Raw genomic sequence first — 25,385 nt, 5'->3', positions numbered from 1 at the left:
ATTTCAGACTCATAAAGCAACATGGGGTGCTGCTCTTGATGGCATGCCCTCGGGTCAAGGAAACGTCTGGCAATGGCGTAACTAGGTCGTAGTGAATGATTGTTGAAGGGCATAGCTTGAGTTAGTCCCATCGCCAGTTAGCCGGCTTGGCTCCCGCTGAATGCAGAGGCCAAGATTCCAGATAGATAGGAATCTGCCCCCATCAATTCCGGCACACAGGGTTTTCCCACTCACCTCAGACAGAGTGGTCAACATTCCAGAGCGAAAAACAGCGCGAACATTCCAGATAGATGGGAAGGCCCCTATCAATGTTCCAGGTGCTCGTTCTGAAGCGACATTCCACTATCTGGAATATCCGCACCAAGATTCCAGATAGATAGTTATGTGGAAAGGAATTGGACAGGGATTGGCCGGGGATGAGGGCGCTGATTCCACTGGCCAATAAGCCACTGGATTCCAGTAATCCAACTTTGTTACGAACGAACAAACTCAACATTTTCAATAAGTTGATTGAACACCAAGGCCTTCGGTGCCATGCTGAAATCATGTTCAGTGGTGGAGTAACACGATGGATTCGTTCAGTTGGGGGATGGTTGGCTTGCTGGCCTTCTTCACGCTTGTCTTCGTGTGGAGTCTGTATAGCTACAAGGCGCATGCAAAAGAGAGACACCATGAAACCGATCGCTGATATCGCCCTCATGGCGGTGGTTGCGCTGGGCTTGATGGCACTTGGCGACACGCTGTTTGCATGGCTGCTGATCTGCCTGCCACCGGTTTACTGGTGCTGGCCAATACTGGCCTGGGCCACCAGGCGCCCCATCACGGCCAGGTTGCAGTTAATGGCTCTTGCCGCACTCACCTGCTGGCACTGGCCCGCCGGGCTGTTCACTGCGCTGAGCATCGCACTCATCTGGACAGCGAAAACCCTCAAGACAACCCCACGCCCACAGCGCAAGGGTGGGCCGGTCATCAAAAATTACTACTTCTGGAGCTAACGGCGTGTCTCCTTGGCCACACTGGCGATAAGGTACCTTGAGCAACCAAGCATCTCCTGAATCACGGAATAACTGTGGCCTGTCACCAACAGCCTAGCGATGTGCTGACGCTTCTTCTCATCCTTCTGCCTACCACGGTATTTCCCTTCATCCCTAGCCTTGGCAATACCCTGCTGCTGCCTGCGACGGCGATCTTCATAGTCTTTACGAGCGACGGCTGCGAGCATATCCAACAGCATGCCATTTACAGCCTGCAAGATGGCGCTGGTGAACTCGGAGCGGCTGTCCCCCTGTAATGCCACCCAGGAAGTCGGAAGCTCAGGAGAAACGATGGAGAGCTGTTTCTGTGCCAAAAGCTGCTTCAGTGTTTGCCAATCCGTCTGATTGAGGCGAGCCAGACGATCAATCTGCTCTACCAGCACAATGTCACGATCTGCAGCGTCGCGGATCAGCCGCATAAGCTCAGGCCTGTCCAGCGTCGCACCAGACTCATTCTCTACATAGAAACTGGCAATCTGATGGCCATGCTCAGCAGCAAAACCAATCAGCAGCTCTCGTGCCCGCTCAGCATCCTGTTCCACAGTCGATGCACGTAAATACGCCCGTATGAACATTGACCCCCCATCAGTCTGTTTAAAGTGGTTCCTACTTATTGGTTCAATATAAGTGGTTTCAATATGATTTTCGAGAGGGTCTTAAGTGGTTTTAATGGGGTATACCTTTTTAGAACCACCACATGACGATCGAAACACAACCTTTCGATAGCCTTTTGATCTGACAGCACAAACTTTAAGTGTGATCCGTCATCACAAAGTCGCTTTTGAGTTGTATTTGAGTATTTAAGCGACGTTGCTCACCATTCCTGATCTGCTGAATGGGATGCCAAAGGAGGAAATCTACAGAAGCTGGGCTTTGAGGTGAGTCATCTTTTCGACTCACCGAACAAGCCAGCAGCCAAGCGTAGCGCGGCAGGCTACTGGAAGTTACGTACAAAAGCCCAACCATGTGGCACCATACTAACCAGAACTCTGTCTCAAACGACCAAATGGCCGTACCAATATGAAACCCGACAGCGATGTTATTCACCAGCTGATTACCCTCGCCAACAGCAACCCCCAAGTGCAGGTGCTTTGGCTTTACGGCTCCCGTGCCAAGGGAACTGCAGGTCCTGCCAGCGACTGGGATCTGGCGGTGGCCTTTGATCCAATCAAACAGAGTGGACCACTGGGTACTGCACTGGAAAACCGCTTGCGCCCTGAACTGCTCGCGCTGGAGTGGCAACGTGCCCTGGGATTGGCAGAGGGGAAACTTTCGGTCGTCGATATCAATCAGGCCCCGATTCCGTTGGCTTTTGCGGTAGTAGATGCAAATCGTCCTCTCTATAGCCGTGATGAGGGGCGGCGTTTGCAAGAGGAGGCGCGGATAATGTCGCAGATGGAACTTGGTTATCCCCATCGCCAAGCCTATATCAGCAAACATCATTCTGAGGAGTGGAGTAAAGATGAGTGATAACGCCTATATAGGAGCTTTACGTATCAGCCTGTCGCGCTATAAGGCCGAGCTGTCAGAGATACGGGCTATTCTGGCGCTGCGGGCGCTTTCCAATCTGGAGTACCGCGCAGCTGAGCGAACTCTACAAGTGTCTATCGAAGCGTGTATTGGCGTGGCAAAGCACTGGGCTAAAGCATTGGCAAGTCATACCCCACAGGATGCCTATCAGGCATTCGAAATCCTGGCCCAGCGTGGTGAGCTATCCCCCGACACCTTAATCGGCTGGCGCAAGATCATTGGCCTTCGCAATGCGCTAGTGCACGACTATCTGAATATCGACCCCGAGATCATCCGTAGCGTCATTGCTCAAGGCTATAGCGACCAGCTGTTCACGTTTGCAGAGCAAGGTCTCGACTGGTTGGCTGCCCATATTGATTGAAACTTCGACGTCATATCTCCGTTTACCGTTCTCTTACCCGCTATAGAGGATAAGTGTTAAATACCGCCTATAGCGTGTAAGTTATATTTACCTCCTACAACAGGTAAACATTGATATACCTGCCATAGCGTGTAAATTAGAAGAAGGCACGCTACCAGGTTGTCGAATCATGAAAGTAACCAGCGCCAAGCAGCTGAGCGCCTGTATCAAGGATGCCAGGCTTTCGCAAAAGCTCTCTCAAGGCAAAGTGGCCGAGAAAGTGGGGATTAGGCAAGACACAGTCTCCAGCTTCGAGCTCAATCCTGAGTCCACCAAGCTGGAGACCCTGTTCAAAATCCTCGCAGCACTCGAATTGTCACTGGACATCAAACCCCGCAATGAGTCATCCGACAGTCCGGCATCGGGCTGGAAGGAGGAGTGGTAATGGCCAATCTGGCTGTCTACATGAACGGCTATCGGGTAGGCACATTCACCAAAACTACCAGCGGCGCCCATCAGTTTCAGTACCATGAGTCATGGCTGGCACAATCGGGCAGCCGTCCGATCTCACTCTCCATGCCATTGCGCCATCAGGCCTACCGGGGTGATGAAGCCTATAACTTCTTCGACAACCTGCTGCCAGATAATACAGAGGTGAGGAACAGGGTTGTAGCACGCTATCAAGCGGCATCAACCCAGCCCTTCGATCTGCTCAGTTGCATTGGCCAGGATAGCGTAGGGGCATTACAGCTGGTTACCGAAGGGCACGACGTTCCAGATGTCAGGCGAATCGACTACAAGGCACTTTCCGATGACGAGCTCGAGCAGATCCTGACCAGCTACAAATCAGGAATCCCTTTGGGGATGGTCAGGGAGCAAGAGGAGTTCAGGATCTCTATCGCCGGGGCGCAAGAAAAGACTGCGCTGCTCTATCTCGATGGCCGTTGGTACTTGCCACTCAACGCAACGCCGACAACCCACATAATCAAACTCCCTATCGGCAAGATTGAAAGCCACTCCTACTCGATAGACCTCTCCCAGAGCGTAGAAAACGAATATCTCTGCACTCTGATTGCCAAGGAGTTTGGTCTACCCGTACCTCACTGCTTCATGATGCAGGTTGGCCAGGTCAAAGCACTGGCTGTGGAACGCTTCGACAGACGTTACGCTGCCGATCGCAGTTGGATCATGCGCCTTCCCCAAGAAGATTTCTGTCAGGTATTGAATGTTCCGTCAGCACGGAAATACGAGAGCCATGGAGGACCAGGGATCACTGACATCATGAAAACCTTGCTGGGCTCTGCGACACCAGAACAGGATCGCTACCTGTTCATGAAATCTCAGGTCCTGTTCTGGCTGCTGGCGGCCACCGATGGCCATGCAAAGAACTTCTCGGTCTTTATTGAACCGGAAGGGCGTTTTCGCCTGACCCCTTTTTACGACATCCTATCTGTCTATCCAGTGTTTGGCGGCCGAGGCCTCAACCGAAGGGACGCCAAGCTCGCTATGGGCCTAGCAAGCAGCAAGGGAAAGAAATACGCCATTGAGCAGATATTCCCGCGTCATTTCTTCCAAACGGCGAAAGCTGTGGGATTTGAGCGTTCTGCTATGGAAGAGATCCTGACAGAGCTGGCCAACTCCGTTGATGATGTTATTGAGCGTGTTACCCAGCAATTGCCAGCGGGCTTCCCCGATGCCATCAGCAGCACCATTCTAAAGGGCCTAAAAGCCCGCTCAGCCAGGCTGATAAAGGGCTGGGATTAAATTGGCGGTATGTGGGATGATTGCACGGTTAGCCAAACCACCTATGGGAAGTTTGCACGGTTTGAAGAGTAAAAGCGGCTTTCCAGGCACCAAGCGATGCTATAGTCGGTGCAAAATATGTTCAAAACTCACCTAAAAAGCGGTTTTGAATGCGTGTAGTAGCATCGCGTTGATTCATATGGGAAGGCTGCACGATCGAGAATGGACTATATGGGAACGCTGCACGATAGCAGAAACCCGTGAGCGGCCTCTCAATATGCTGTTTTAGTTACTTTTACCCCAAGCGGCCCCCAAAACATCACTAACATATTGAAGATAATAGATTATTTACATTCTGCATCGGCAAGTAACGCCGCACGACAGACAATAAAAAGCCCGGGATGAACCCGGGCTTTTTATTGTGCGTTTTTTGTCCGCAAACCTAGAGGCGACGCAGGCACCACATGAAGTAAGCGCCCCCTAACAGGGTGGAGACCAGCCCAACCGGCACCTCCTGCGGGAAGAGGATTTGCTGACCGACCCAGTCCGCCGATACCATCAACAAGGCGCCGGAAGCGGCGGCCCCAAGCAGGTGCCAGCGTGCCCGCACCAGCCCCATCAGCTTGGCCATATGCGGCGCCAACAGACCGACGAAGGAGAGCGGCCCGACCACCAGGGTGGCACTGGCGGTGAGCACGGCCACCAGCAGCAGGATGGCAAGCTGGGCACGGTTGAGGCGAATGCCCAGCGCGGTCGCTACAGCACTCCCCATCGGCATCAGATCGAGCCAGCGGCTGACAAGCAGGCAGGCGGCCAGCATCAACAGCGCCAGCCCCACCAACCCATAGGCCACCGGCAGGGTGACGTAGTAGGTGGAGCCGGACATCCAGGAGAGCAGTTGCTGCACCCGCAGGTCACCGTTGGCCAGCGCGATGGCCTGCAGCGGTTCAAACAGTGCCGTGATGGCAATACCTGAGAGCAGGATCCGCTCCGGCTGGAAGCCGTGCTTGCGATTGACCACCACCAGCAGCAACAGGCAGCCGAAGGCACCGAGCAGGCCACCGGCCAGCATCAGCGGCAAAGGCAACGCGGGCAGCAGCAGCGCCGTGGCAATCACCCCCATAAAGGTGCCACCGCTCACCCCCAGCAACTCCGGGCTCGCCATCGGGTTGTTGCTGACCCGCTGCAACAGGGTGCCCGCCAGCGCCAACAGCACGCCTGCCGCCCCCGCAGCCAGAGTGCGCGGCAGTCGCCACTCCAGCTGGGCCTGCCAGCGGAGCCAGCTTGGCCAGCTCCAGCCCGCCATTCCCTGCCCAACCAGCAGGGAGGCGACCACGGCCAACAGCAGCCCGACCAGCAACAGGCCGATAAGGCGAGCCGGTGCCGAATGGCGAGCCACCAGCAGGCCGGCGTTTGCCTTAGGCGCCCCCGACTTGATGCCAAGGCGCGGGATCAGCCAAAGCAGCAGCGGCGCGCCCAGCAGGGCGGTCATGGCGCCGGTGGGGATCAAGACCGGCCAGAAGCGACTCAGACTCTGCAGCAGCAGATCGGTCGCCGCCAGCAGCAGGGCGCCGAGGATCGGTGCCCACAGCAGCCGCTGGCCAAGCTGGCGGATCCCGAGCAGCCGCACCATGGCGGGCGCTGCCAACCCGATAAAGCCGATCAGCCCAACCACGCTCACCACGCAAGCGGTGACAAATACCGCCAAGCCAAGCCCTGCCAGTCGCAAGTGTTGGAGGGAGACCCCCAGACTGCGGGCGCTGGCATCATCCAGTTCCAGCACCGCCAGCGGGCGCACCAGTACCGCGGCCAGCGCAGCGGCTGCCAGCAGGCGGGGCAACAGGTAACTCACCCCGCTCCAGCTGTTCTGCACTAGCGAGCCACTGCCCCACACCAGCAAACCTTTCAGCTCCTCCTGAAAGAACAGCAAGAGTCCCATGCTGATGGCCGCCAGATAGAGGTTGATCACCAGTCCGGCAAAGACGATGACCACCGGATTGAGCTGGCGACGCCAGGCCAGGGCAAACACCAGTGCCATCGCGAGGCTGCCACCGGCCATGGCGATCCACTCCCGCCCCAACAGCAACCAGGAGGGGGCAAACAGGGTCACCATCATCAACGCCAGTTGGGCACCGGAGGCCACCCCCAAGGTGGTTGGTGACGCGAGCGGGTTGCGCAGCACCTGCTGCATCAGGGTGCCCGCCAGCCCGAGCGCCGCCCCGGCCAGCAGGGTGACAGCCAAGCGGGGTAGCCAGCTGAAATGCACCACCGCTTGGCTGACATCATCCAGATTGGGGGCGAACAGGCTCTGCCACCAGAGCGCACCGGGCAGCTGGCGAGCCAGCTCCCAATACGCGAGCAAGAGGATCAACCCCAGCAGGCTCGAGACCGGCCGCAGCAGCGGCGATGTGAGCAGTCGCTTCATCGGCTAGCCTCCATACGCTCGGCATCTTGCAGCAATGCATCGCTGAGCAGACCGGCGAAACGGCGGGCGGCCAATACGCCGCCAAAACTCCAGACCGCAGGCAGATGCAGCACGGGGGCTTGGCGTACCAGCGGCAGATGCTGCCACAGCCCAGGCTCCTGCAGCCGTTCACTCACCCCGACCGGAATGGGATCGACCACCACCAGCCGCGCGGTTGGCAAGGTCATGAACTGCTCGATGCTGACCACCGAGAAACCCCAGTCATTGGTCTGCTCCTGCCAGCCATTACGCAGCCCGAGGCGCGTCATCACCGCATCGAACAGGCTGTGGCGACCAAACACCCGCACATGGCGCTCATCGATAAACTGCACCACCAGCAGGGGTGGCAAATCCGCAGGCAATCTGGCCTGCATACTGGCGAGATCCCGATCCAGCCCGGCCAGCAGCCGTTCGCCCTCGGCGGTTTTGCCCACTATACGGGCGAGGGTCAGGGTCACCTCGTGCAGTCTCTGCCACAGATCGGTTTGCCCATCATAGAGGGCGATGGTGCTCACCGGTGCAATGCGGGAAAGAGTTGGCGCCAGCGGGGCCGCCAGCGGCGAGATGAGGATGCGATCGGGTTTGAGCTCCGCCAGCAGCTCGCGGTTGGGCTGGGTGCGCAGGCCGATATCTACCACCCCGGCGGGTAACCGTGGCTCGCCGACCCATGCCTGATAGGGGCCTGCATCCCCCACCGCCAGCGGCGTCACCCCGAGCGCCAGCAAGGTTTCGGCAATGGTCCAGTCGACAGTAGCGATACGGGGTAGCGGTGCAGAGGCGATCGGGGATGTGTCGGCCTGTGCCGCTAGTGGCAGCAGCAGCAGGCTGATAAGGCAGGGTGCCATCTTCTTCAATAAACGGTTCAAGAGAGCCCCCCGGTCAAACGATGGCGATGGGATGAGCATGAGCCGGGTGGCGAATGACCTCCATCGGAATGCCATAGATGGCGTGTAGGGTCTCGCTGGTCATGAGCCCCTCCGGTTCACCGTGGGTAAGCAGGCGGCCGGAGTGGAGCGCCACCAGCCGATCACAGAAGCGGGAGGCCATATTGATGTCGTGAATGACAATGATGACCCCGAGGTTTAGCTGACGGCTCAACTGCTTGACGAGCGTCAGCACCTCCACCTGGTGGGCCACATCCAGCGCGGCCAGCGGCTCGTCCAGCAGGATGAAGCGGCTCTCCTGGGCCAGCAGCATCGCCAGCCAGACCCTACCCCGCTCGCCGCCGGAGAGGGTATCAACCAGCCGATCGGCAAAGCGTTCGGTATGGGTAAGGGCGATGGCCCGATCGACCTGACGGAGATCCTCCGCCCCCATCCGGCCCAGCAGGCCGCGCCAGGGATAGCGGCCCATCTCCACCAGCTCCCGCCCGAGCAGATTCTCGGCGCTCGGCAGATGCTGGGGCAGATAGGCCACCTGACGGGCAAACTCCCGGTTACCCCAGTCGGGTAGCGGCTTGCCATCAAACAGGATCTCGCCGTCGCTGAGGGGTTGCTGGCGTGCCAGCAGCTTGAGCAGGGTCGATTTACCCGAACCATTGTGGCCGATGAGGCCATAGACCTGTCCCTGCTCGAAACACAGGTCGGTGGGGTGCAGCAGCGTGCGGTCATTGACCGTGAAGCTGGCTGATTTCATCTCGAACATAAGCAATTCCTGTGCTGGCTTGCCGCCAGTCTCATCGGTGCCGGTATCAAGCCGGCACCTCGCAATCCAGATGGGCGATCGCATCGCGGCTCACTGCGGCACGGCGCGTCCCGGTCAGCTCAGTGAGTTTTCCCTGCCGCATCTCCAGCAGGCGATCGGCCAGCGGGAAATAGTGATCATCGTGACTGATGGCAATCACCGTCTTGCCCATCTCCTTGAGGCGCGGCAACAGCACCTGATAGAAGATGCGGCGGAACTGGGGATCCTGATCCGCGGCCCACTCATCAAACAGCATCACCTCGCGCTGCTCGGCCAGCGCCAGCAGCAGGGCGACCCGCTTGCGCTGCCCTTGGGAGAGATCGATATCGGCGATAAATCCATCCTCGATGGTGAGCTTGCTGCCCATCTGCAACCGCTCCAGCCACTCGGCCACCAGCTCATCCTTGGGTTCCGGCCCCAGCAGGTGCTGGAACAGGTGATAGTCGGTGAAGATGGCGGAGAAGAGCGCCAGATAGCCGTTGCGATCGGTGATCGGCTCACCATCCAGCAGGATCCGGCCCGATACCGGCTGGTAAAGGCCAGTCAGCAGCATGGCCAGCGTCGACTTACCGGAGCCATTGCCACCGATGATGAAGATCTGCTCCCCCTTTTCGATGACCAGATCGATGGGGCCAACGGCAAAGCCGCCCTCTCCCTGATAGTGAAAGCTCACCTGCTCCAGCTCGATACGCTGCCAGGGGCGGATGGCGGGCGGCAGTGGGAAGTCCGCATCCGGCTCGGCCAGATTGAGGGCGGCGATCTTGTCGAACGCCACCTGAGCGGCAAGCAGGGTCGGCAGGGCGCCAATCCCCTGCAACAGCGGGGTGCGCAGGAACAGCAGGGTCAGCGCGAAGGTGGCGGCCACATTGGTGTTGGCCCAGCCAAGGCCGTTGGCCAGAAAGAAGACCAGACCGATCGCCCCCAGCATCATGATATTCGACCAGTTCACCGCGCTCAGGTGATAGGTGTCGGCGCGAATGATCTGCTGGCGGTAGTCACGGGCATCTTGCTCATAGAGCTGGTGGTAAACGAAGTGAGCCCGCTCGCGGTTGAGCGCCAGCTCCTTGCTGCCGGCGATGATGGCCTGATAGTTCTGATAGAGCCGATCTTCGGCCTGACGCATGTGGGAGAGATGGCGATAAACACGGTTCACCAGCAACCAGCCCACCACCATGGTGACGGTGACCCAGAGCGCAGTCACCCCGAGCAATGCAGGAGAGAGCCAGCCAAGGTAAAGGGCAGAACCCAGCGTGAGCACCAGCCCCTGCACCAGCTCAGGCAGGCGCACGAAGGCGATGGTGATCTGGCCGATATCGCTGGAGAGGGAGGCCAGCAGTGGCCCCTGACCAATCTGGCGGATACGGGCGACATCGGTATCCAACAGTTGCTTGAGCAGACGGCCACGCAACCGGTAGACAAAATGGTGACCGAGAGTGGTCAGGGCCAGCTGAGATCCGAGCGTGATCACCAGCAGCAACACAATCAGGCCGACCAGCTGACCGAGGATCGGCAGCGGATCACCTATAGATTCGATAAGAGACTGATTGATAAAAGCAATGACGCCAATCCCGCTGACGGCACTGAGCAGACTGAGCAGGGTGATGGCGATAAAGGGCCAACGATATTGGCGATAAACCAGAGACAAGAGTTCCATAACGGACCGGTATTCCAGAGAGATCAGAACAACTGCGGGTGAAAAGAAGGGCGGGAATCCGGTTCCCGCCCGACTTCGATTACCAGCGGTAGTTGATGCTGCCCACTACGCTGCGCGGCTCGCCGTAGTAGCAGTAGTAGTCACAACTGGCCACGTAGGTTTCACCCAGCAGGTTGTTGACGTTGAGCTGGGCACGCCAGTTCTTGGCAAAGTCATACCCGATCATCGCATCCCAGACGGTATGGGCCGGCACCTCGGCAGAGCCGTAGATGGGGGTGTAGTCCGCATTCACGGCGCCAATACCCACGCTGGAACCGATATAACGCACACCGGTACCCAGCTCCAGACCCGAAGCCACCCCTTGCTGCACCTTGTAGTTACCCCAGAAGGAGGCCTGGTGGCGCGGGATCAGGCTGGCACGGCGATCGCTACTGCCTGTGTCGTTGGTTTTGGCATCTGTGTAGGTATAAGCAGCGGTCAGACGCAGCGCATCGGTCACCTGCACGCTCCCTTCCAGCTCAACCCCCTGAGAGGTCACTTCACCCGCCTGGGTCTGCTGGCCGGAACCGGTAGAGACCAGCGAGTTGGTCTGGGCCAGATCGAACAGCGCCAGATTGATGTAACCGTCGAAGAAGGCAGGCGCATACTTCACGCCGGTCTCGTAGAGCTTGCCCTTGAGCGGCTTGTAGGAGTTTCGGGTGTTAGGATCGATCCCCGGCAGCACCTCGAACGACTCGGCATAGGCAAAGTAGGGAGAGAGGCCGTTGTCAGCCAGATACATCAGGCTGCCCGAGAGGGATAGCTCGTGATCGTACTGGCGCTCGTCCTTGCTGGTATTGGTGTTGTGGGTCTCCACATAGTCAAAACGGCCACCGGCAGTCAGCAACCAGCGATCGTCCCAGCGGATCTGGTGCTGGGCATAGAGGCCGCTCTGGCCCTTGCTGCTCTTCTGGTGAGTGGCGGTCGACTCGTCAAAACCGGGGAAGCCGCTGTAATCCGGGTTCATGGTATTGATGGTGCCCATACCGTAGTTGTCGGCCTCGACCCCTTCATTGACGTGACGCTGCAGATCTACCCCCAGCAGCAAGGTCTGCTCGGTGCTGTCGGTGTTCCAGTAGCCCACCATCTGGTTATCCATGGTGGCACTCTTGGTATTGCCATCACGGTAAACCAGGCCACGACTGGCAGTTGTGCCTTCATAGGTCGGGAAGATATAGGTCTGGCGCAGCAGCAGATCGTTATAGTTGAAACGGACGTTCTGCTTGAACTCCCAGGTCTGGTTGAGCTGGTGGGCCAGCTCGTAACCGGTGGAGATCTGGGTATTGCGGTTGCGATCGTAATCCGGTTGGCTCAGGTTGGTGGAGGGATCAATCTGGCCACCTGACGTATTCAGGGTGCCATAGACCGGGAAGAAGCCGTTGGTCGGGACCCCTTCGTCGTGCAGGAAACTGGCCAGCAGGGTCAGGCTGGTACGATCCGAAAGATCGAAGGTGACGCTGGGCGCCAGATAAACCCGATCGTTATAGGTGCCAGTGAGCACGCCATCACGCTCTTTATAAAGAGCAACCATGCGGTAGCGGCTGTTGTCGGAGAGCGCATCAGAGACATCCACCCCGACCTGACGGTGATCCCGGCTGCCAAGCTGCAGATCTACCTGCCCTTGCGGCGTGGCGGTCGGTCGCTTGCTGATGGCATTGATCACCCCGCCCGGAGGCGCCTCACCGTAAAGGATCGAGGCTGGCCCCTTCAGCACTTCCACACTCTCCAGACCGAACGGTTCCGGCGTCCAGACGTAGTAGCCGGTGCCAAACAAGCGGTTGCCATCCAGATAAGAGGCGGCATCGAAGCCACGCACCTTGAACCAGTCGGTGTTGTTGTCTGAGCCATAGAGGCCGGTCAATACGCCGGAACGGTAGCGAATCGCTTCATCCAGCTGCAACACGGCGTGCTGATCCAGCTCCTCGCGATTAACCACTGAGACGGCGCGAGGGGTCTCGGCCATCGGCACTTCCACCTTCATGGCCGTACCGGTCACCACCATGGTTTCGCTGGCTTTGGGCAGCTCAGCGGTGGTTTGTTCGGCCATCAGTGGCAGGGAGACGAGCAAACCGGAGAGCGAAAGCACGCCGAAGGCGCCCTTCTTGCCGGGTCCTGTAGTGTATTTTTGCGCAATCATATTAAAGTCTCGTTTATCAATGAGTTATGTTGTTTTAATTGTTATTTGTGGTCATTTGTCACGACATCACCCTGTTCCATGGGCGAATAAAGCAGCGCAATCCTACTACAGGAGCCGTGATCGAATCGATTCAATAATTGCTAATCATTTGCATCTACATTGTTATCTAGCTGCATCGTTGGCAGGATTTCGCGGGAGATGGGAGCCATCAGGAGAGCTATGAGCGGAGAAGAAAATGGAGAGGAATATAAAGAAGCAGAAAAAAGATCGGCAGGATGGATCCGGTGGCATTATCTGACTGGATCCATTATCCCCAAGCTTTATCCATATTTATCCACACCCTTTGGCGGTAGAATCCGGCTTTCCGTTTCTTTGTCTGAAATCAGGATCCATTCCATGGCCAAACTCAATCTCGTCGTCGGCTCCATGCTGGGCGCCGCCGAATATGTCGCAGACCACGTCGCCAACCTGCTGGAACAGGCTGGCCACCAGACCCGGATCCACAACCCGGCCAAGCTGGCAGAGGTACTGGATGATGCGGGATCCATCCTGCTGGTGGTCACCTCGACCCACGGTGCCGGTGATGTACCCGACAACCTGCAACCCTTCGCCAAGGATCTTGCCGAGCAGCATCCGGATCTTAATTCATTGAAATATGGCGTGATCGCCCTTGGTGACAGCAGTTATGACACCTTTTGCCAGGGCGGCAAGACGCTGGATCGGCTGCTGGCCGAGTGCGGTGCCAGCCGGATCGGCGAGCGGCTCGACATCGATGTGACCCAACACGAGATCCCCGAAGATGCCGCAGAAGTGTGGATCCGCGACTGGATGACGATGATCGCCTGATCAGCGTGCGGGAGATCCTGAAAAAAAGCTTGATCTCCCCACTTATCCCCAGATCGACTATCCACCATGTTATTAACAGATTGATCCGGGGGAGTTGTTCTACAAGGTTACCCACAACGCCCAGGGGTAATGTGCATAACTACGGTGTAAAGCTCTGCAAAACCTATAGTTATCCATGTATTAGATCCAGACCGACAGACCTCTGTGTATAAAAGTCCTGGTTATCCCCTCGTTCACCGGGCCAGGATCCAAGCTTTTCCACAAGCTAGGATCGTCCTTAAATTAATGATCTTTATGATCAAAAAGTGCTTATCAACAGAAAGGGCGGATCCTAATAAGAGATCCAGTAAAAGATCGATCTAAAGATCCTTAAGATCTAATTAGTGGATCCTCCCTTCAGACTGAACGTTAAGTAGACGTTCCCCTCAGGACGCGAAACAGATAGAATGTTCCGCCCTTTAGCCCAGGCAAATAAAGATCTTCAGGCGTGCAGATCAAGGTGATCCCAATGCAATACCATGAACAATTTGATGTGATCGTCGTCGGTGGCGGTCATGCCGGAACAGAAGCAGCAACAGCGGCAGCCCGCATGGGCATGAACACCCTGTTGCTGACCCACAATATCGATACGCTGGGACACATGTCCTGTAATCCGGCGATCGGCGGGATCGGCAAGGGACACCTGGTCAAGGAAGTTGACGCACTCGGCGGGATCATGGCGCGTGCAATCGATCTTGGCGGGATCCAGTTCCGCACCCTCAACTCCTCCAAGGGCCCGGCGGTGCGAGCTACTCGTGCCCAGGCGGATCGCCTGCTCTACAAGGCCGTCGTTCGCCAGATGCTGGAGAATTACCCGAACCTGAAGATCTTCCAGCAGGCCTGTGACGATCTGATCATGGACGGGGATCGTGTTGCCGGTGTGGTCACTCAGAGCGGGATCCGCATCAGCGGCAAGACTGTGGTGCTTACGGTCGGTACCTTCCTGAATGGTTTGATCCACATAGGGATGGAAAACTACAAGGGCGGCCGTGCCGGGGATCCTCCCTCGATCGCCCTGGCCCAGCGCCTGCGCGAACTGCCGCTGCGCATCGATCGCCTCAAGACCGGCACCCCGCCGCGCATCGATGCCCGCAGCGTCGATTTCTCCGTCATGCAGGAGCAGCACGGTGACGATCCGCGTCCGGTCTTCTCGTTTATTGGCGATGCCAGCCAGCATCCCCGTCAGGTGCCCTGCTACGTCACCCACACCAACGAGCGTACCCACGAGGTGATCCGCAATAACCTGGATCGCAGCCCCATGTACGCCGGGGTGATCGAGGGGATTGGCCCGCGCTACTGCCCGTCGATCGAAGACAAGATCACCCGTTTCGCCGACAAGACGGCGCACCAGATCTTCGTCGAGCCGGAAGGCCTGACCACCCACGAACTCTATCCGAACGGGATCTCCACCAGCTTGCCGTTTGACGTGCAGGTGCAGATCGTCCGTTCCGTGCGCGGCTTCGAGAACGCCCACATCACCCGCCCCGGCTATGCCATCGAATATGATTTCTTCGATCCGCGGGATCTCAAGGCCAACATGGAAAGCAAGTGCATTCCAAACCTGTTCTTCGCCGGCCAGATCAACGGCACGACCGGTTACGAAGAGGCGGCGGCACAAGGCCTGATGGCCGGTCTGAACGCGGCATTGCGTGCCCAGGACAAGGATCCCTGGAACCCTCGTCGGGATCAGGCCTATATGGGCGTGATGATGGACGATCTCTCCACCCTGGGGACCCGCGAGCCTTACCGCATGTTCACCAGCCGCGCCGAATATCGCCTGCTGCTGCGGGAAGACAACGCCGATATCCGCCTGACCGCCATCGGTCGCGAATTGGGTCTGGTGGATGACGAGCGCTGGAGCAAATTCAACGCCAAGATGGAACAGGTCGAGCTGGAGCGTCAGCGCATGCGTTCAACCTGGATCCACCCGCAACATCCGTCACTGGAAGCGGTCAACGCCCTGGTCAACACCCCGCTGACCCGCGAGCAGAGTCTGGAAGAGCTGCTGCGTCGCCCCGAGGTAACCTATGATGCGCTGATGGCCATCGAAGGTGTCGGCCCTTCCGTGACTGATCCTGCCGCGGCCGAACAGGTTGAAATCCAGATCAAGTACGCCGGTTACATCGAGCGTCAGCACGATGAAGTGGAAAAGCAGCTGCGCAACGAGAACACCCTGCTGCCGCTGGATCTGGACTATCGCGAGGTGAACGGCCTCTCCAACGAGGTGAAAGCCAAGCTGAACGATGCCAAGCCGCAGACCATTGGTCAGGCTTCCCGCATCTCCGGCATCACCCCGGCGGCCATTTCCATCCTGCTGGTTCACCTGAAAAAACACGGTCTGCTGCGTAAAACCGCCTGAGGAATCCCATGTTGGAAAGATTGAACGGCCTGCTCATGCAGGCCGGAATTGTTATCACCGATACCCAAAAGAGCCAACTGGTGCAGTTGGTCGAGTTGCTGCACAAGTGGAACAAGGCTTACAATCTCACCTCGGTGCGAGATCCGGACGCCATGCTGGTCAAGCATATCCTCGATAGCCTGGTGGTAAGCCCCCACTTGCATGGTGAGCGCTTCATCGACGTGGGGACAGGTCCCGGCCTGCCGGGATTGCCTCTGGCGATCATCAATCCGGACAAGCAGTTCGTCCTGCTCGACAGTCTGGGCAAGCGGATCAACTTCATCCGTCAGGTGATCCAGGAGCTGGGTCTGACCAATGTGACTCCGGTCAAATCCCGGGTTGAAGAGTATCAACCCGAGGTGGGATTTGATGGTGTACTGAGTCGGGCATTTGCCTCGCTGGAGGACATGCTGAGCTGGTGTCACCACCTGCCGTCAGAACAGGGTTGCTTCCTGGCACTCAAGGGACAATATCCCGAGCAGGAGCTGGCCCAGTTGCCTGCCAATATCCGTCTGGTAGCCTGTCATGAGTTGCGGGTGCCGGAGCTGGAAGGTGAACGTCATCTGCTGGAATTCAAACATATCCAGCCCGAATAGGGTCGCAGTTTCATTTAGGGGATCGTGTGGGAAAAGTCATCGCCATAGCCAACCAGAAGGGTGGAGTGGGTAAAACCACCACCTGTGTGAATCTGGCCGCCTCCATGGCTGCCACCCGGCGCAAGGTGCTGGTGATCGATCTGGATCCGCAGGGCAATGCCACCATGGGCAGCGGTGTCGACAAGTATGACGTCGAGCGCACCGCCTATGAGCTGCTGATCGAGGATGCCCCCATCAGCGAAGTGATCATCCCCGAAACTACCGGGGGTTATCACCTCATCGCCGCCAACGCCGACGTGACCGCGGCTGAAATCCGTCTGATGGAATTTTTCGCCCGCGAGATCCGCCTGCGCAATGCGCTGGCCTCGGTGCGGGACAAATACGACTACGTCTTCATCGACTGCCCGCCCTCTCTCAACATGCTGACCGTGAACGCCATGGCCGCCGCCGACTCCGTGCTGGTGCCCATGCAGTGCGAATATTACGCGCTGGAGGGGCTCACCGCCCTGGTCGACACCATCAGCAAGCTGGCCGCTGTGGTCAATCCGGATCTCAAGATCGAAGGGGTGCTGCGCACCATGTTCGATCACCGCAACCGGCTGGCCAATGATGTGTCCGATCAGCTAAAACAGCACTTTGGCGACAAAGTCTACCGCACCATCATTCCCCGCAACGTTAGACTGGCGGAGGCCCCGAGTTTCGGTGCCCCGGCCATGCACTATGACAAATCATCGGTGGGCGCCAAGGCCTACTTGGCACTGGCTGGCGAGATCCTGCGCCGCCAGGAGCAGGAACGTCAGGCGACCATCGCAGACCGAGAGAGCATATGACTCCGAAAAAACGTGGACTGGGCAAGGGGCTGGATGCCCTGCTCAGTACCAGCACGGCTGCCCGCCAGAAACAGGTGATGAGCGATCAACGTACTGAAGAGGCCATGGCCCCCACCAATCAGGGCGAGCTGCGCAAGCTGCCGGTGGAGTGGTTGCAGTCCGGCAAGTACCAGCCCCGCAAAGACATGTCCCAGGATGCACTGGAAGAGCTTGCCAACTCCATCCGCGCCCAGGGGGTGATCCAGCCCATCGTGGTACGCCCTCTCGGCGAACAATCCTTCGAAATCATTGCCGGTGAGCGGCGCTGGCGCGCGTCCCAGCTGGCGCGGCTTGAGGTGGTGCCCTGTATCGTCAAGGATGTGCCCGACGAGGCTGCCGTCGCCATCGCGCTGATTGAGAATATTCAGCGGGAAGACCTTAATGCCATCGAAGAGGCGGTCGCTTTACAAAGACTGCTGACCGAATTCGAACTCACCCACCAGCAGGTGGCCGAGGCGGTGGGCAAGTCCCGCACCACGGTGACCAACCTGTTGCGTCTCAACCAGCTCAACGACGACGTGAAGCGTTTCGTCGAGCATGGCGACCTCGACATGGGCCATGCCCGTGCCCTGCTGGCTCTGAGCGGCCAGGCCCAGTCTGAACTGGCCAAGCTGGTTGCCCAGAAAGGGCTGACCGTACGCGATACCGAGAAGCTGGTGCAAAAAGCGCTCGAACCGGCAAAAGCCAGGGTCGAACCGGCCCGTGATCCGCAGATCGGCTACCTGGAGCGCCAACTGGCAGAAAAAATTGGCAATCAGGTGCAACTTCAGCCTGGCAAGCGGGATAGCGGGAAGTTAGTAATAAGTTACGAGAATTTGTCCGATTTGGACCGTATATTGGGCTATTTTGGCGTGTCGGAATCGTGATTTTTACGCTTTTTGTAGTAATAAAACATCCATTCCTTTTGATATGACCATAACCCTGATTTGCCGCGGAAAGCCGCAAAAATTAAGGATTTTTGTCATATTGCAATAGCTGCCCTCAAGGGTATAATTTGACCGGCTTTAAGAGCTGTTAACATGGGGTCTTCGGATCCCGATTTTTTACAGTTCTGTAATGTTCAGGGGTAGGTTGGTGAAGCAGAAAATAGCCTTGGAAGGTTTGACACTGGCCTTGGTTATGCTCGTTTGTCAGCTCATCCTGATCCTGGCGATGAGTGCCGTCTGGTTTTACCTGACTGGTGCCAGCGCCGGTTATTCCGCTCTCTACGGAGGGGGGATGTACTGGGTTCCTCAAGCCTTGTTTACTGTCTGGGTGCTGCGCCGCAAGGTGACAACCGAGAGTGTGGGCCTGGTTTTGCGGGACTTTTATGGTGGGGCAGGGATTAAGCTCATTTCTACAACAGGTCTATTCGCCCTGATGTTTGGTGCGGGAGTCGAGGTCGTTACCGTCTCGTTTTTCGCCACTTATATCCTCGCCCTCGTTGTACAGTGGATGGTTTCATTCACGCTTAACAACCACTATTAGGAAAACTCATGTCTGCAACCGGAGAAGTCCTGACTCCTCAGGGATATATCTCCCACCACCTGACCCACCTTCAAGTCGGGTCCGGGTTTTGGACGGTCAATATCGACTCAATGGTATTTTCCGTCGTGCTAGGCGCCCTGTTTATCCTGCTGTTCCGCAAAGTAGCCGTTAACGCTACCAGCGGGGTGCCGGGTAAGCTGCAGTGCTTTGTGGAGATGCTGGTCGAGTTTGTGAATGGTAACGTCAAAGACATCTTTCACGGTCGCAACAAGGTCATCGCACCTTTGGGGCTGACGGTGTTTGTGTGGATCTTCCTGATGAACTTCATGGATCTGATCCCCGTTGACTTTATCCCTCACGCTGCACAATTGATGGGTATTCCCTATCTGCGTGTGGTTCCCTCTGCTGACGTTAACATCACCATGTCCATGGCTTTGGGCGTGTTCTTCTTGATCCTGTATTACAGCATCAAGGTCAAGGGTATCGGCGGGTTTGTGAAGGAGCTGACGCTTCAGCCTTTCAACCACCCGGCGGCCATCCCGGTTAACCTCATCCTGGAAACTGTTACGCTGATTTCCAAACCTGTTTCTCTGGGTCTTCGACTGTTCGGCAACATGTATGCTGGCGAACTGATCTTTATCCTGATTGCTGGTTTGTTACCCTGGTGGTCACAGTGGATCCTGTCCGTGCCTTGGGCAATTTTCCACATCCTGATCATCACTTTGCAGGCATTCATTTTCATGGTTCTGACCATCGTCTATCTGTCGATGGCGCAGGAAGACCATGGTTGATGCAACTCAAATAATCCTTTTTATACAATCAATTACATCTAAATAACTGGAGATCCTCATGGAAAACTTGAACATGGACCTGCTGTACATCGCTGCTGCAATGATGATGGGTCTGGCTGCTATCGGCGCTTCCATCGGTATCGGTATCCTGGGTGGCAAGTTCCTGGAAGGTGCTGCTCGTCAACCGGATCTGATCCCTGTTCTGCGTACCCAGTTCTTCATCGTAATGGGTCTGGTGGATGCGATCCCGATGATCGCCGTTGGTCTGGGTCTGTACGTGATGTTTGCGGTTGCTGGCTAAGTCGTTACGACTCTCCAGGCATAACCCATTAACTAACTTAAGAGGACATCGGCTGTGAATATCAATGCCACCCTCCTCGGCCAAGCAATTGCTTTTTTCTTCTTCGTAGTGTTTTGCATGAAGTACGTATGGCCGCCGCTGATTGCAGCCATCGAAGCCCGTCAGAAAGCTATTGCTGACGGTCTCTCTTCTGCCGAACGTGCCAAGAAAGATCTGGATTTGGCCAAGGCCAACGCCACCGATCAGCTGAAAGAAGCCAAGCTGCAGGCTGCTGAAATCATTGAGCAGGCTAACAAACGTAAAGCCCAGATCATTGATGAAGCTGCCGCTGGTGCCCAGTCTGAGCGGGAAAAAATCCTGGCTCAGGGCCGTGCCGAGATCGAAGCTGAACGTCATCGTGCCAAAGAAGAACTGCGTAAGCAGGTTGCTGCTCTTGCCATTGCTGGTGCAGAGAAGATCCTGGCGCGTCAAATCGACCAGGCTGCCAACAGCGACATCGTCGACAAACTGGTAGCAGAACTGTAACGGGAACGGGGCTATGTCTGAACTGACTACAATCGCTCGCCCCTACGCCAAGGCTGCTTTCGAGTTTGCCGTTGAGCACAAGGCGGTTGACCAGTGGCTGGGTATGCTCGGTTTCGCTGCGCAAGTAGTGGAAAACGAGACCATGCACAACCTGGTAAACGGCTCTGTGGCCGCCGAAGAGCTGGCAACGCTGTTTGTCGGTGTCTGCGGTGAGCAACTCGACGTGCATGGCCAGAACCTGATCCGGGTGATGGCCGAGAATGGTCGCTTGGGTGTGCTGCCGGCGGTCGTTGCTGAATTTGTAGCGTTCAAAGCTGAACTGGATAAAGAGGTTCAGGCTGACGTGACATCGGCGATCGAACTGACCGACCAGCAGAAAGCCAATATTCAGGCTTCTCTGGAACAACGTCTCGCGCGCAAAGTGAAGCTGAATTGCAGCATCGATGCGTCCTTGATGGCCGGGGTGCTCATCAAGGCCGGTGATCTGGTAATCGACGGCACAGTCCGCGGTAAGCTGGATCGCATGGCTGACGCGCTGCAATCTTGATTGGGGTATTAGAGCATGCAACTGAATTCCACTGAAATCGCCGAGCTGATCAAGCAGCGCATTGCGCAGTTTGATGTAAAGAGCGAAGCGCGTAACGAAGGTACTATCGTCTCTGTGAGCGACGGTATCATTCGTATTCACGGCCTGGCTGATGCCATGCAGGGTGAGATGATCGAGCTGCCGGGCAACCGCTACGCTCTGGCATTGAACCTGGAGCGTGACTCCGTTGGTGCGGTGATTATGGGTTCCTATGACGGTCTGTCAGAAGGAATGAAAGTAAAAGGTACTGGCCGTATTCTGGAAGTGCCGGTAGGTCGTGGTCTGTTGGGCCGGGTGTTGAACACCCTGGGTCAGCCGATCGACGGTAAAGGTCCGATCGACAACGACGGCTTCTCGCCGATCGAAGTGATCGCACCGGGCGTTATCGAGCGTAAGTCTGTTGACCAGCCGGTCCAGACCGGTCTGAAAGCCATCGATGCCATGATCCCTATCGGTCGTGGCCAGCGTGAGCTGATCATCGGTGACCGTCAGGTTGGTAAGACCGCCATCGCGATCGACACCATCATCAACCAGAAAGATTCCGGCATTAAGTGTGTCTACGTTGCGATTGGCCAGAAGGCCTCCACCATCGCCAACGTGGTGCGCAAGCTGGAAGAGCACGGTGCCCTGGCCAACACCATCGTGGTGGTTGCCTCTGCCTCCGAAGCGGCTGCTCTGCAGTACCTGGCTCCGTATGCCGGTTGCTCCATGGGTGAGTACTTCCGTGACCGCGGTGAAGACGCGCTGATCATCTATGATGACCTGTCCAAGCAGGCCGTAGCTTATCGCCAGATCTCCCTGCTGCTGCGCCGTCCGCCAGGACGTGAAGCCTACCCGGGTGACGTTTTCTATCTGCACTCCCGTCTGCTGGAGCGTGCTGCTCGCGTTAACGCCGAGTACGTAGAGAAGTTCACCAAGGGTGAAGTGAAAGGCAAAACCGGTTCTTTGACCGCACTGCCAATCATCGAAACCCAGGCGGGTGACGTATCTGCGTTCGTTCCGACCAACGTGATCTCCATCACCGATGGTCAGATCTTCCTGACTTCACAGTTGTTCAACTCCGGTATTCGTCCGGCGGTTGACCCGGGTATCTCCGTATCCCGTGTAGGTGGTGCTGCTCAGACCAAGATCGTCAAGAAGCTGTCCGGTGGTATCCGTACCGCGCTGGCCCAGTATCGCGAACTGGCGGCATTCGCCCAGTTCTCTTCCGATCTGGACGAGGCGACTCGCAAGCAGCTGGATCACGGTGTGAAAGTGACCGAGCTGATGAAGCAGAAGCAGTACTCTCCGCTGAGCGTGGCTCACCAGTCTCTGGTGCTGTTCGCCGCCGAGAAAGGCTATCTCTCCGATGTCGAGCTGAACAAAATCGTCGACTTCGAAGCCGCTCTGCTCTCTTACGCCAATACCCAGCATGCCGAGCTGATGGCTGAAATCAATGCCAAAGCCGACTACAACGACGCGATCGTTGGCAAGCTGACTGCGTTGCTGGATAGCTTCAAAGCAACCCAGACCTGGTAAGCGTGTGTGGCAGCGTGAGCTGCCACTTGATGGAGAGTAAGAGATGGCCGGCGCAAAAGAGATACGTAACAAGATCGGGAGTGTGAAAAACACTCAGAAGATCACCGGCGCTATGGAAATGGTGGCAGCAAGCAAAATGCGCCGTGCGCAGGAACGCATGTCTGCCAGCCGTCCGTACGCTGAAACCATGCGCAAGGTGATCGGCCATATCGCTCAGGGGAACTTGGAATACAAGCACCCCTACCTCATCGAACGTGAGGTCAAGCGAGTGGGTTACATCGTCGTCTCCACCGACCGTGGCCTGTGTGGTGGTCTGAACATCAACCTGTTCAAGGCTGCCCTCAATGATATGAAGCAATGGAGCGCGAAAGGTGCCAAGGTTGACCTGGCACTGATCGGTAACAAGGCCTCCAACTTCTTTGAACGGCACGGCGCCAAGGTGAAAGCTCATGTCGCAGGACTGGGCGATAGTCCGAGCGTCAATGACCTGATTGGTTCAGTCAAGGTCATGCTGAAGGCTTACGACAACGGTGAGATTGACAAGCTGTATCTGGTGTACAACAAGTTCGTCAACACCATGGTGCAGCAACCACGGGTCGATCAACTGCTGCCTTTGCCCGTAACTGAAGACAGCAAGCTCGCCAAGAAACACCACTGGGATTACCTCTATGAGCCGGATCCCAAGAAGCTGCTGGATACCCTGCTGGTTCGCTACGTCGAATCTCAGGTTTACCAGGGTGTAGTGGAAAACTTGGCAAGTGAACAGGCAGCCCGAATGGTTGCCATGCAAGCCGCGACTGACAACGCCGGTAACCTGATTAACGATCTGCAACTGGTATACAACAAGGCCCGTCAGGCCAGTATTACCCAGGAGCTGACAGAGATCGTATCCGGTGCTGCTGCGGTGTAAGGCAAGGGTTATCAAAGGTTTAGAGGATTTGACATGAGTAACGGTTTCATCGTCCAAATCATCGGCGCTGTGGTGGACATCGAGTTCCCGCAGAATGCCGTGCCCCAGGTGTACGATGCACTGAAGGTCGTTAGCGAAGGTCAAGGCCAGGGTCTGGTGCTGGAAGTTCAGCAACAGATCGGTGGCGGCGTCGTTCGTTGCATCACCATGGGCTCCTCCGACGGTCTGCGTCGTGGGTTGGAAGTAGTGAATAGCGGTAAATCCATCCAGGTTCCGGTCGGTACTGCGACTCTGGGTCGGATCATGAACGTACTGGGCGAGCCAATCGACGAAAAAGGTCCGATCGGTGAAGAAGAGTGCTGGTCTATCCACCGCGCTGCCCCCAGCTACGAAGATCAGTCCAACAGCAACGATCTGCTGGAAACAGGCATCAAGGTTATCGACCTGGTATGCCCGTTCGCCAAGGGTGGTAAGGTTGGTCTGTTCGGTGGTGCCGGTGTAGGCAAAACCGTAAACATGATGGAGCTGATCCGTAACATCGCGATCGAGCACAGTGGTTACTCTGTGTTCGCCGGTGTAGGTGAGCGTACCCGTGAGGGTAACGACTTCTACCACGAGATGATGGAGTCCAACGTACTGGACAAAGTATCTCTGGTTTACGGTCAGATGAATGAGCCGCCCGGAAACCGTCTGCGCGTTGCGCTGACCGGCCTGACCATGGCTGAGAAGTTCCGTGACGAGGGTCGTGACGTGCTGTTCTTCGTGGACAACATCTACCGTTACACCCTGGCCGGTACTGAAGTATCCGCACTGCTGGGCCGTATGCCTTCCGCAGTAGGTTACCAGCCGACCCTGGCCGAGGAGATGGGTGTTCTGCAAGAACGTATCACCTCCACCAAGACCGGTTCCATCACCTCCGTACAGGCCGTTTACGTGCCTGCGGATGACTTGACTGACCCGTCTCCGGCGACCACCTTCGCCCACCTGGATGCGACCGTCGTACTGTCCCGTCAAATCGCTGCACTGGGTATCTACCCGGCCGTTGACCCGCTGGACTCTACCTCTCGTCAGCTGGATCCGCTGGTGGTTGGCAAAGAGCACTACGAGACTGCTCGTGGCGTTCAAACCGTACTGCAGCGCTACAAAGAGCTGAAGGACATCATCGCCATCCTGGGTATGGATGAACTGTCAGAAGAAGACAAACTGACCGTAGCCCGTGCCCGTAAGATCGAGCGTTTCCTGTCCCAGCCGTTCTTCGTAGCAGAAGTGTTTACCGGTTCTCCGGGTAAATACGTGCCGCTGAAAGAGACCATCCGTGGTTTCCAGGGCATCCTGAAAGGCGAGTATGACGATCTGCCCGAGCAGGCGTTCTACATGGTTGGCGGTATCGACGAAGTCGTCGAGAAATCCAAGAAACTGTAAGCCTCGACAGGAGGGCCCATGGCAGAGATGATCTCCTTTCACCTGGACGTGGTGAGCGCCGAAGGAAAACTGTTTTCCGGTCGCGTGCAATCCGCTCAGGTATCAGGCTCCGAAGGTGAGTTGGGTCTCCGCCACGGTCATGCTCCGTTGCTGACTGCCATCAAGCCGGGCCTGGTCCGCTTGGTGAAGCAGAACGGAACTGAAGAGGTGCTGTACATCTCCGGCGGTATGCTGGAAGTACAACCTGAATCCGTGACCGTGCTGGCGGACACCGCGATTCGTGCTGACGACTTGGATGAGGCGAAAGCCCAGGAAGCCAAGCGCGCAGCCGAAGAGCGGATCCACAGCTCCCATGGTGATATCGACTACGCCCAGGCCGCCACCGAGCTGGCCAAGGCGATGGCTCAACTGCGAGTCATCGATATCGTCAAAAAGAATTACCGCTAATAACGGTGATGTAAAAAGCGACCTTCGGGTCGCTTTTTTTTTACCC

The 25,385-nt window shown here is 56.9% G+C and carries 25 protein-coding genes; 19 read left to right on the top strand and 6 right to left on the bottom strand.

Annotated elements, in window-relative coordinates:
- Positions 1-671: 671 nt before the first annotated feature.
- Positions 672-995 carry a hypothetical protein gene (locus OKC31_RS15540; protein ID WP_021231525.1) on the top strand — a complete coding sequence of 108 codons (324 nt, stop codon included), beginning with the start codon at positions 672-674 and terminating at the stop codon, positions 993-995.
- Here the strand turns inward: OKC31_RS15540 and OKC31_RS15535 are convergent.
- Entirely contained in the window at positions 992-1,609 is a 618-nt protein-coding gene (locus OKC31_RS15535) for a recombinase family protein (protein WP_107683433.1), read from the bottom strand. The genes OKC31_RS15540 and OKC31_RS15535 overlap by 4 nt on opposite strands.
- A gap of 445 nt (positions 1,610-2,054) precedes the next feature.
- Between OKC31_RS15535 and mntA the strand changes: the two genes are divergently transcribed.
- The 4 genes from mntA to OKC31_RS15515 all read left to right on the top strand — a co-directional run bounded on the left by mntA (position 2,055) and on the right by OKC31_RS15515 (position 4,668).
- A complete protein-coding gene (mntA, locus tag OKC31_RS15530) occupies positions 2,055-2,504 on the top strand; it encodes a type VII toxin-antitoxin system MntA family adenylyltransferase antitoxin (protein WP_160836704.1) in 450 nt (149 codons plus the stop codon).
- Positions 2,497-2,925: a type VII toxin-antitoxin system HepT family RNase toxin gene (gene hepT / locus OKC31_RS15525; protein WP_042013332.1), complete on the top strand. Its 429-nt coding sequence runs from the start codon at positions 2,497-2,499 to the stop codon at positions 2,923-2,925. Before mntA ends, hepT begins: the two co-directional genes overlap by 8 nt.
- 169 nt (positions 2,926-3,094) lie before the next feature.
- Positions 3,095-3,349, top strand: a complete 255-nt coding sequence (locus OKC31_RS15520) for a helix-turn-helix domain-containing protein (protein WP_042047685.1) — start codon at positions 3,095-3,097, stop codon at positions 3,347-3,349.
- Positions 3,349-4,668 carry a type II toxin-antitoxin system HipA family toxin gene (locus OKC31_RS15515; protein ID WP_247823714.1) on the top strand — a complete coding sequence of 440 codons (1,320 nt, stop codon included), beginning with the start codon at positions 3,349-3,351 and terminating at the stop codon, positions 4,666-4,668. The genes OKC31_RS15520 and OKC31_RS15515 overlap by 1 nt, the downstream gene beginning before the upstream one ends.
- Positions 4,669-5,089: 421 nt before the next feature.
- On the opposite strand, the gene fhuB is transcribed toward OKC31_RS15515, so the two are convergent.
- The 5 genes from fhuB to OKC31_RS15490 form a co-directional block, all read right to left on the bottom strand.
- Positions 5,090-7,072, bottom strand: coding sequence for a Fe(3+)-hydroxamate ABC transporter permease FhuB (gene fhuB / locus OKC31_RS15510; protein ID WP_270657142.1), 1,983 nt, complete (start codon positions 7,070-7,072; stop codon positions 5,090-5,092).
- A complete protein-coding gene (locus tag OKC31_RS15505) occupies positions 7,069-7,956 on the bottom strand; it encodes an ABC transporter substrate-binding protein (RefSeq protein ID WP_270657159.1) in 888 nt (295 codons plus the stop codon). Before OKC31_RS15505 ends, fhuB begins: the two co-directional genes overlap by 4 nt.
- Positions 7,957-7,990: 34 nt before the next feature.
- A complete protein-coding gene (locus tag OKC31_RS15500) occupies positions 7,991-8,755 on the bottom strand; it encodes an ATP-binding cassette domain-containing protein (protein WP_270657141.1) in 765 nt (254 codons plus the stop codon).
- A 46-nt stretch (positions 8,756-8,801) separates the two neighbouring features.
- On the bottom strand, positions 8,802-10,448 hold the full coding sequence (locus OKC31_RS15495; RefSeq protein ID WP_270657139.1) for a multidrug ABC transporter permease/ATP-binding protein: 1,647 nt from the start codon (positions 10,446-10,448) through the stop codon (positions 8,802-8,804).
- Between the two features lie 79 nt (positions 10,449-10,527).
- Positions 10,528-12,624, bottom strand: a complete 2,097-nt coding sequence (locus tag OKC31_RS15490) for a TonB-dependent siderophore receptor (RefSeq protein ID WP_270657137.1) — start codon at positions 12,622-12,624, stop codon at positions 10,528-10,530.
- A gap of 396 nt (positions 12,625-13,020) precedes the next feature.
- Here OKC31_RS15490 and mioC point away from each other — a divergent pair, with 396 nt between their 5' ends.
- The 14 genes from mioC (at position 13,021) to OKC31_RS15420 (ending at position 25,339) form a co-directional block, all read left to right on the top strand.
- On the top strand, positions 13,021-13,470 hold the full coding sequence (gene mioC, locus OKC31_RS15485) for an FMN-binding protein MioC (RefSeq protein WP_033138545.1): 450 nt from the start codon (positions 13,021-13,023) through the stop codon (positions 13,468-13,470).
- A gap of 508 nt (positions 13,471-13,978) precedes the next feature.
- The gene (gene mnmG / locus OKC31_RS15480; RefSeq protein WP_075116263.1) at positions 13,979-15,868 is read left to right on the top strand and encodes a tRNA uridine-5-carboxymethylaminomethyl(34) synthesis enzyme MnmG; all 1,890 of its coding nucleotides are present in this window, start codon (positions 13,979-13,981) and stop codon (positions 15,866-15,868) included.
- Positions 15,869-15,876: 8 nt separating this feature from the next.
- Positions 15,877-16,503 (top strand): 16S rRNA (guanine(527)-N(7))-methyltransferase RsmG, encoded by a 627-nt coding sequence (gene rsmG / locus OKC31_RS15475; RefSeq protein WP_041202839.1) that lies wholly within the window; start codon positions 15,877-15,879, stop codon positions 16,501-16,503.
- A gap of 26 nt (positions 16,504-16,529) precedes the next feature.
- A complete protein-coding gene (locus OKC31_RS15470; RefSeq protein WP_005342341.1) occupies positions 16,530-17,333 on the top strand; it encodes a ParA family protein in 804 nt (267 codons plus the stop codon).
- The gene (locus tag OKC31_RS15465; protein WP_005342343.1) at positions 17,330-18,238 is read left to right on the top strand and encodes a ParB/RepB/Spo0J family partition protein; all 909 of its coding nucleotides are present in this window, start codon (positions 17,330-17,332) and stop codon (positions 18,236-18,238) included. Before OKC31_RS15470 ends, OKC31_RS15465 begins: the two co-directional genes overlap by 4 nt.
- A 190-nt stretch (positions 18,239-18,428) precedes the next feature.
- Entirely contained in the window at positions 18,429-18,839 is a 411-nt protein-coding gene (locus OKC31_RS15460; protein ID WP_019445506.1) for an ATP synthase subunit I, read from the top strand.
- An 8-nt stretch (positions 18,840-18,847) separates the two neighbouring features.
- Positions 18,848-19,630, top strand: coding sequence for a F0F1 ATP synthase subunit A (gene atpB, locus OKC31_RS15455; RefSeq protein WP_005339335.1), 783 nt, complete (start codon positions 18,848-18,850; stop codon positions 19,628-19,630).
- Between the two features lie 58 nt (positions 19,631-19,688).
- Positions 19,689-19,931 carry a F0F1 ATP synthase subunit C gene (gene atpE, locus OKC31_RS15450; RefSeq protein ID WP_005307205.1) on the top strand — a complete coding sequence of 81 codons (243 nt, stop codon included), beginning with the start codon at positions 19,689-19,691 and terminating at the stop codon, positions 19,929-19,931.
- Between the two features lie 54 nt (positions 19,932-19,985).
- Entirely contained in the window at positions 19,986-20,456 is a 471-nt protein-coding gene (gene atpF / locus OKC31_RS15445) for a F0F1 ATP synthase subunit B (RefSeq protein WP_005339336.1), read from the top strand.
- 13 nt (positions 20,457-20,469) lie between these two features.
- Positions 20,470-21,003, top strand: a complete 534-nt coding sequence (gene atpH / locus OKC31_RS15440) for a F0F1 ATP synthase subunit delta (protein WP_270657136.1) — start codon at positions 20,470-20,472, stop codon at positions 21,001-21,003.
- Between the two features lie 15 nt (positions 21,004-21,018).
- A complete protein-coding gene (atpA, locus tag OKC31_RS15435; protein ID WP_005339342.1) occupies positions 21,019-22,560 on the top strand; it encodes a F0F1 ATP synthase subunit alpha in 1,542 nt (513 codons plus the stop codon).
- A 43-nt stretch (positions 22,561-22,603) separates the two neighbouring features.
- Complete coding sequence (atpG, locus tag OKC31_RS15430; protein WP_005339343.1) at positions 22,604-23,470, top strand: F0F1 ATP synthase subunit gamma; 867 nt, start codon at positions 22,604-22,606, stop codon at positions 23,468-23,470.
- Positions 23,471-23,503: 33 nt separating this feature from the next.
- A complete protein-coding gene (gene atpD / locus OKC31_RS15425) occupies positions 23,504-24,892 on the top strand; it encodes a F0F1 ATP synthase subunit beta (RefSeq protein ID WP_005339344.1) in 1,389 nt (462 codons plus the stop codon).
- Between the two features lie 18 nt (positions 24,893-24,910).
- Positions 24,911-25,339 (top strand): F0F1 ATP synthase subunit epsilon, encoded by a 429-nt coding sequence (locus tag OKC31_RS15420; protein ID WP_005339345.1) that lies wholly within the window; start codon positions 24,911-24,913, stop codon positions 25,337-25,339.
- Positions 25,340-25,385 lie beyond the last annotated feature (46 nt).

The sequence above is a fragment of the Aeromonas sp. Y293-4 genome, from assembly GCF_027705905.1.
GTDB classification, from domain to species: Bacteria; Pseudomonadota; Gammaproteobacteria; order Enterobacterales; family Aeromonadaceae; genus Aeromonas; species Aeromonas veronii.
Note: the sequence above shows the minus strand (reverse complement) of the source record. Positions and strands in the feature narration are given on the sequence as shown.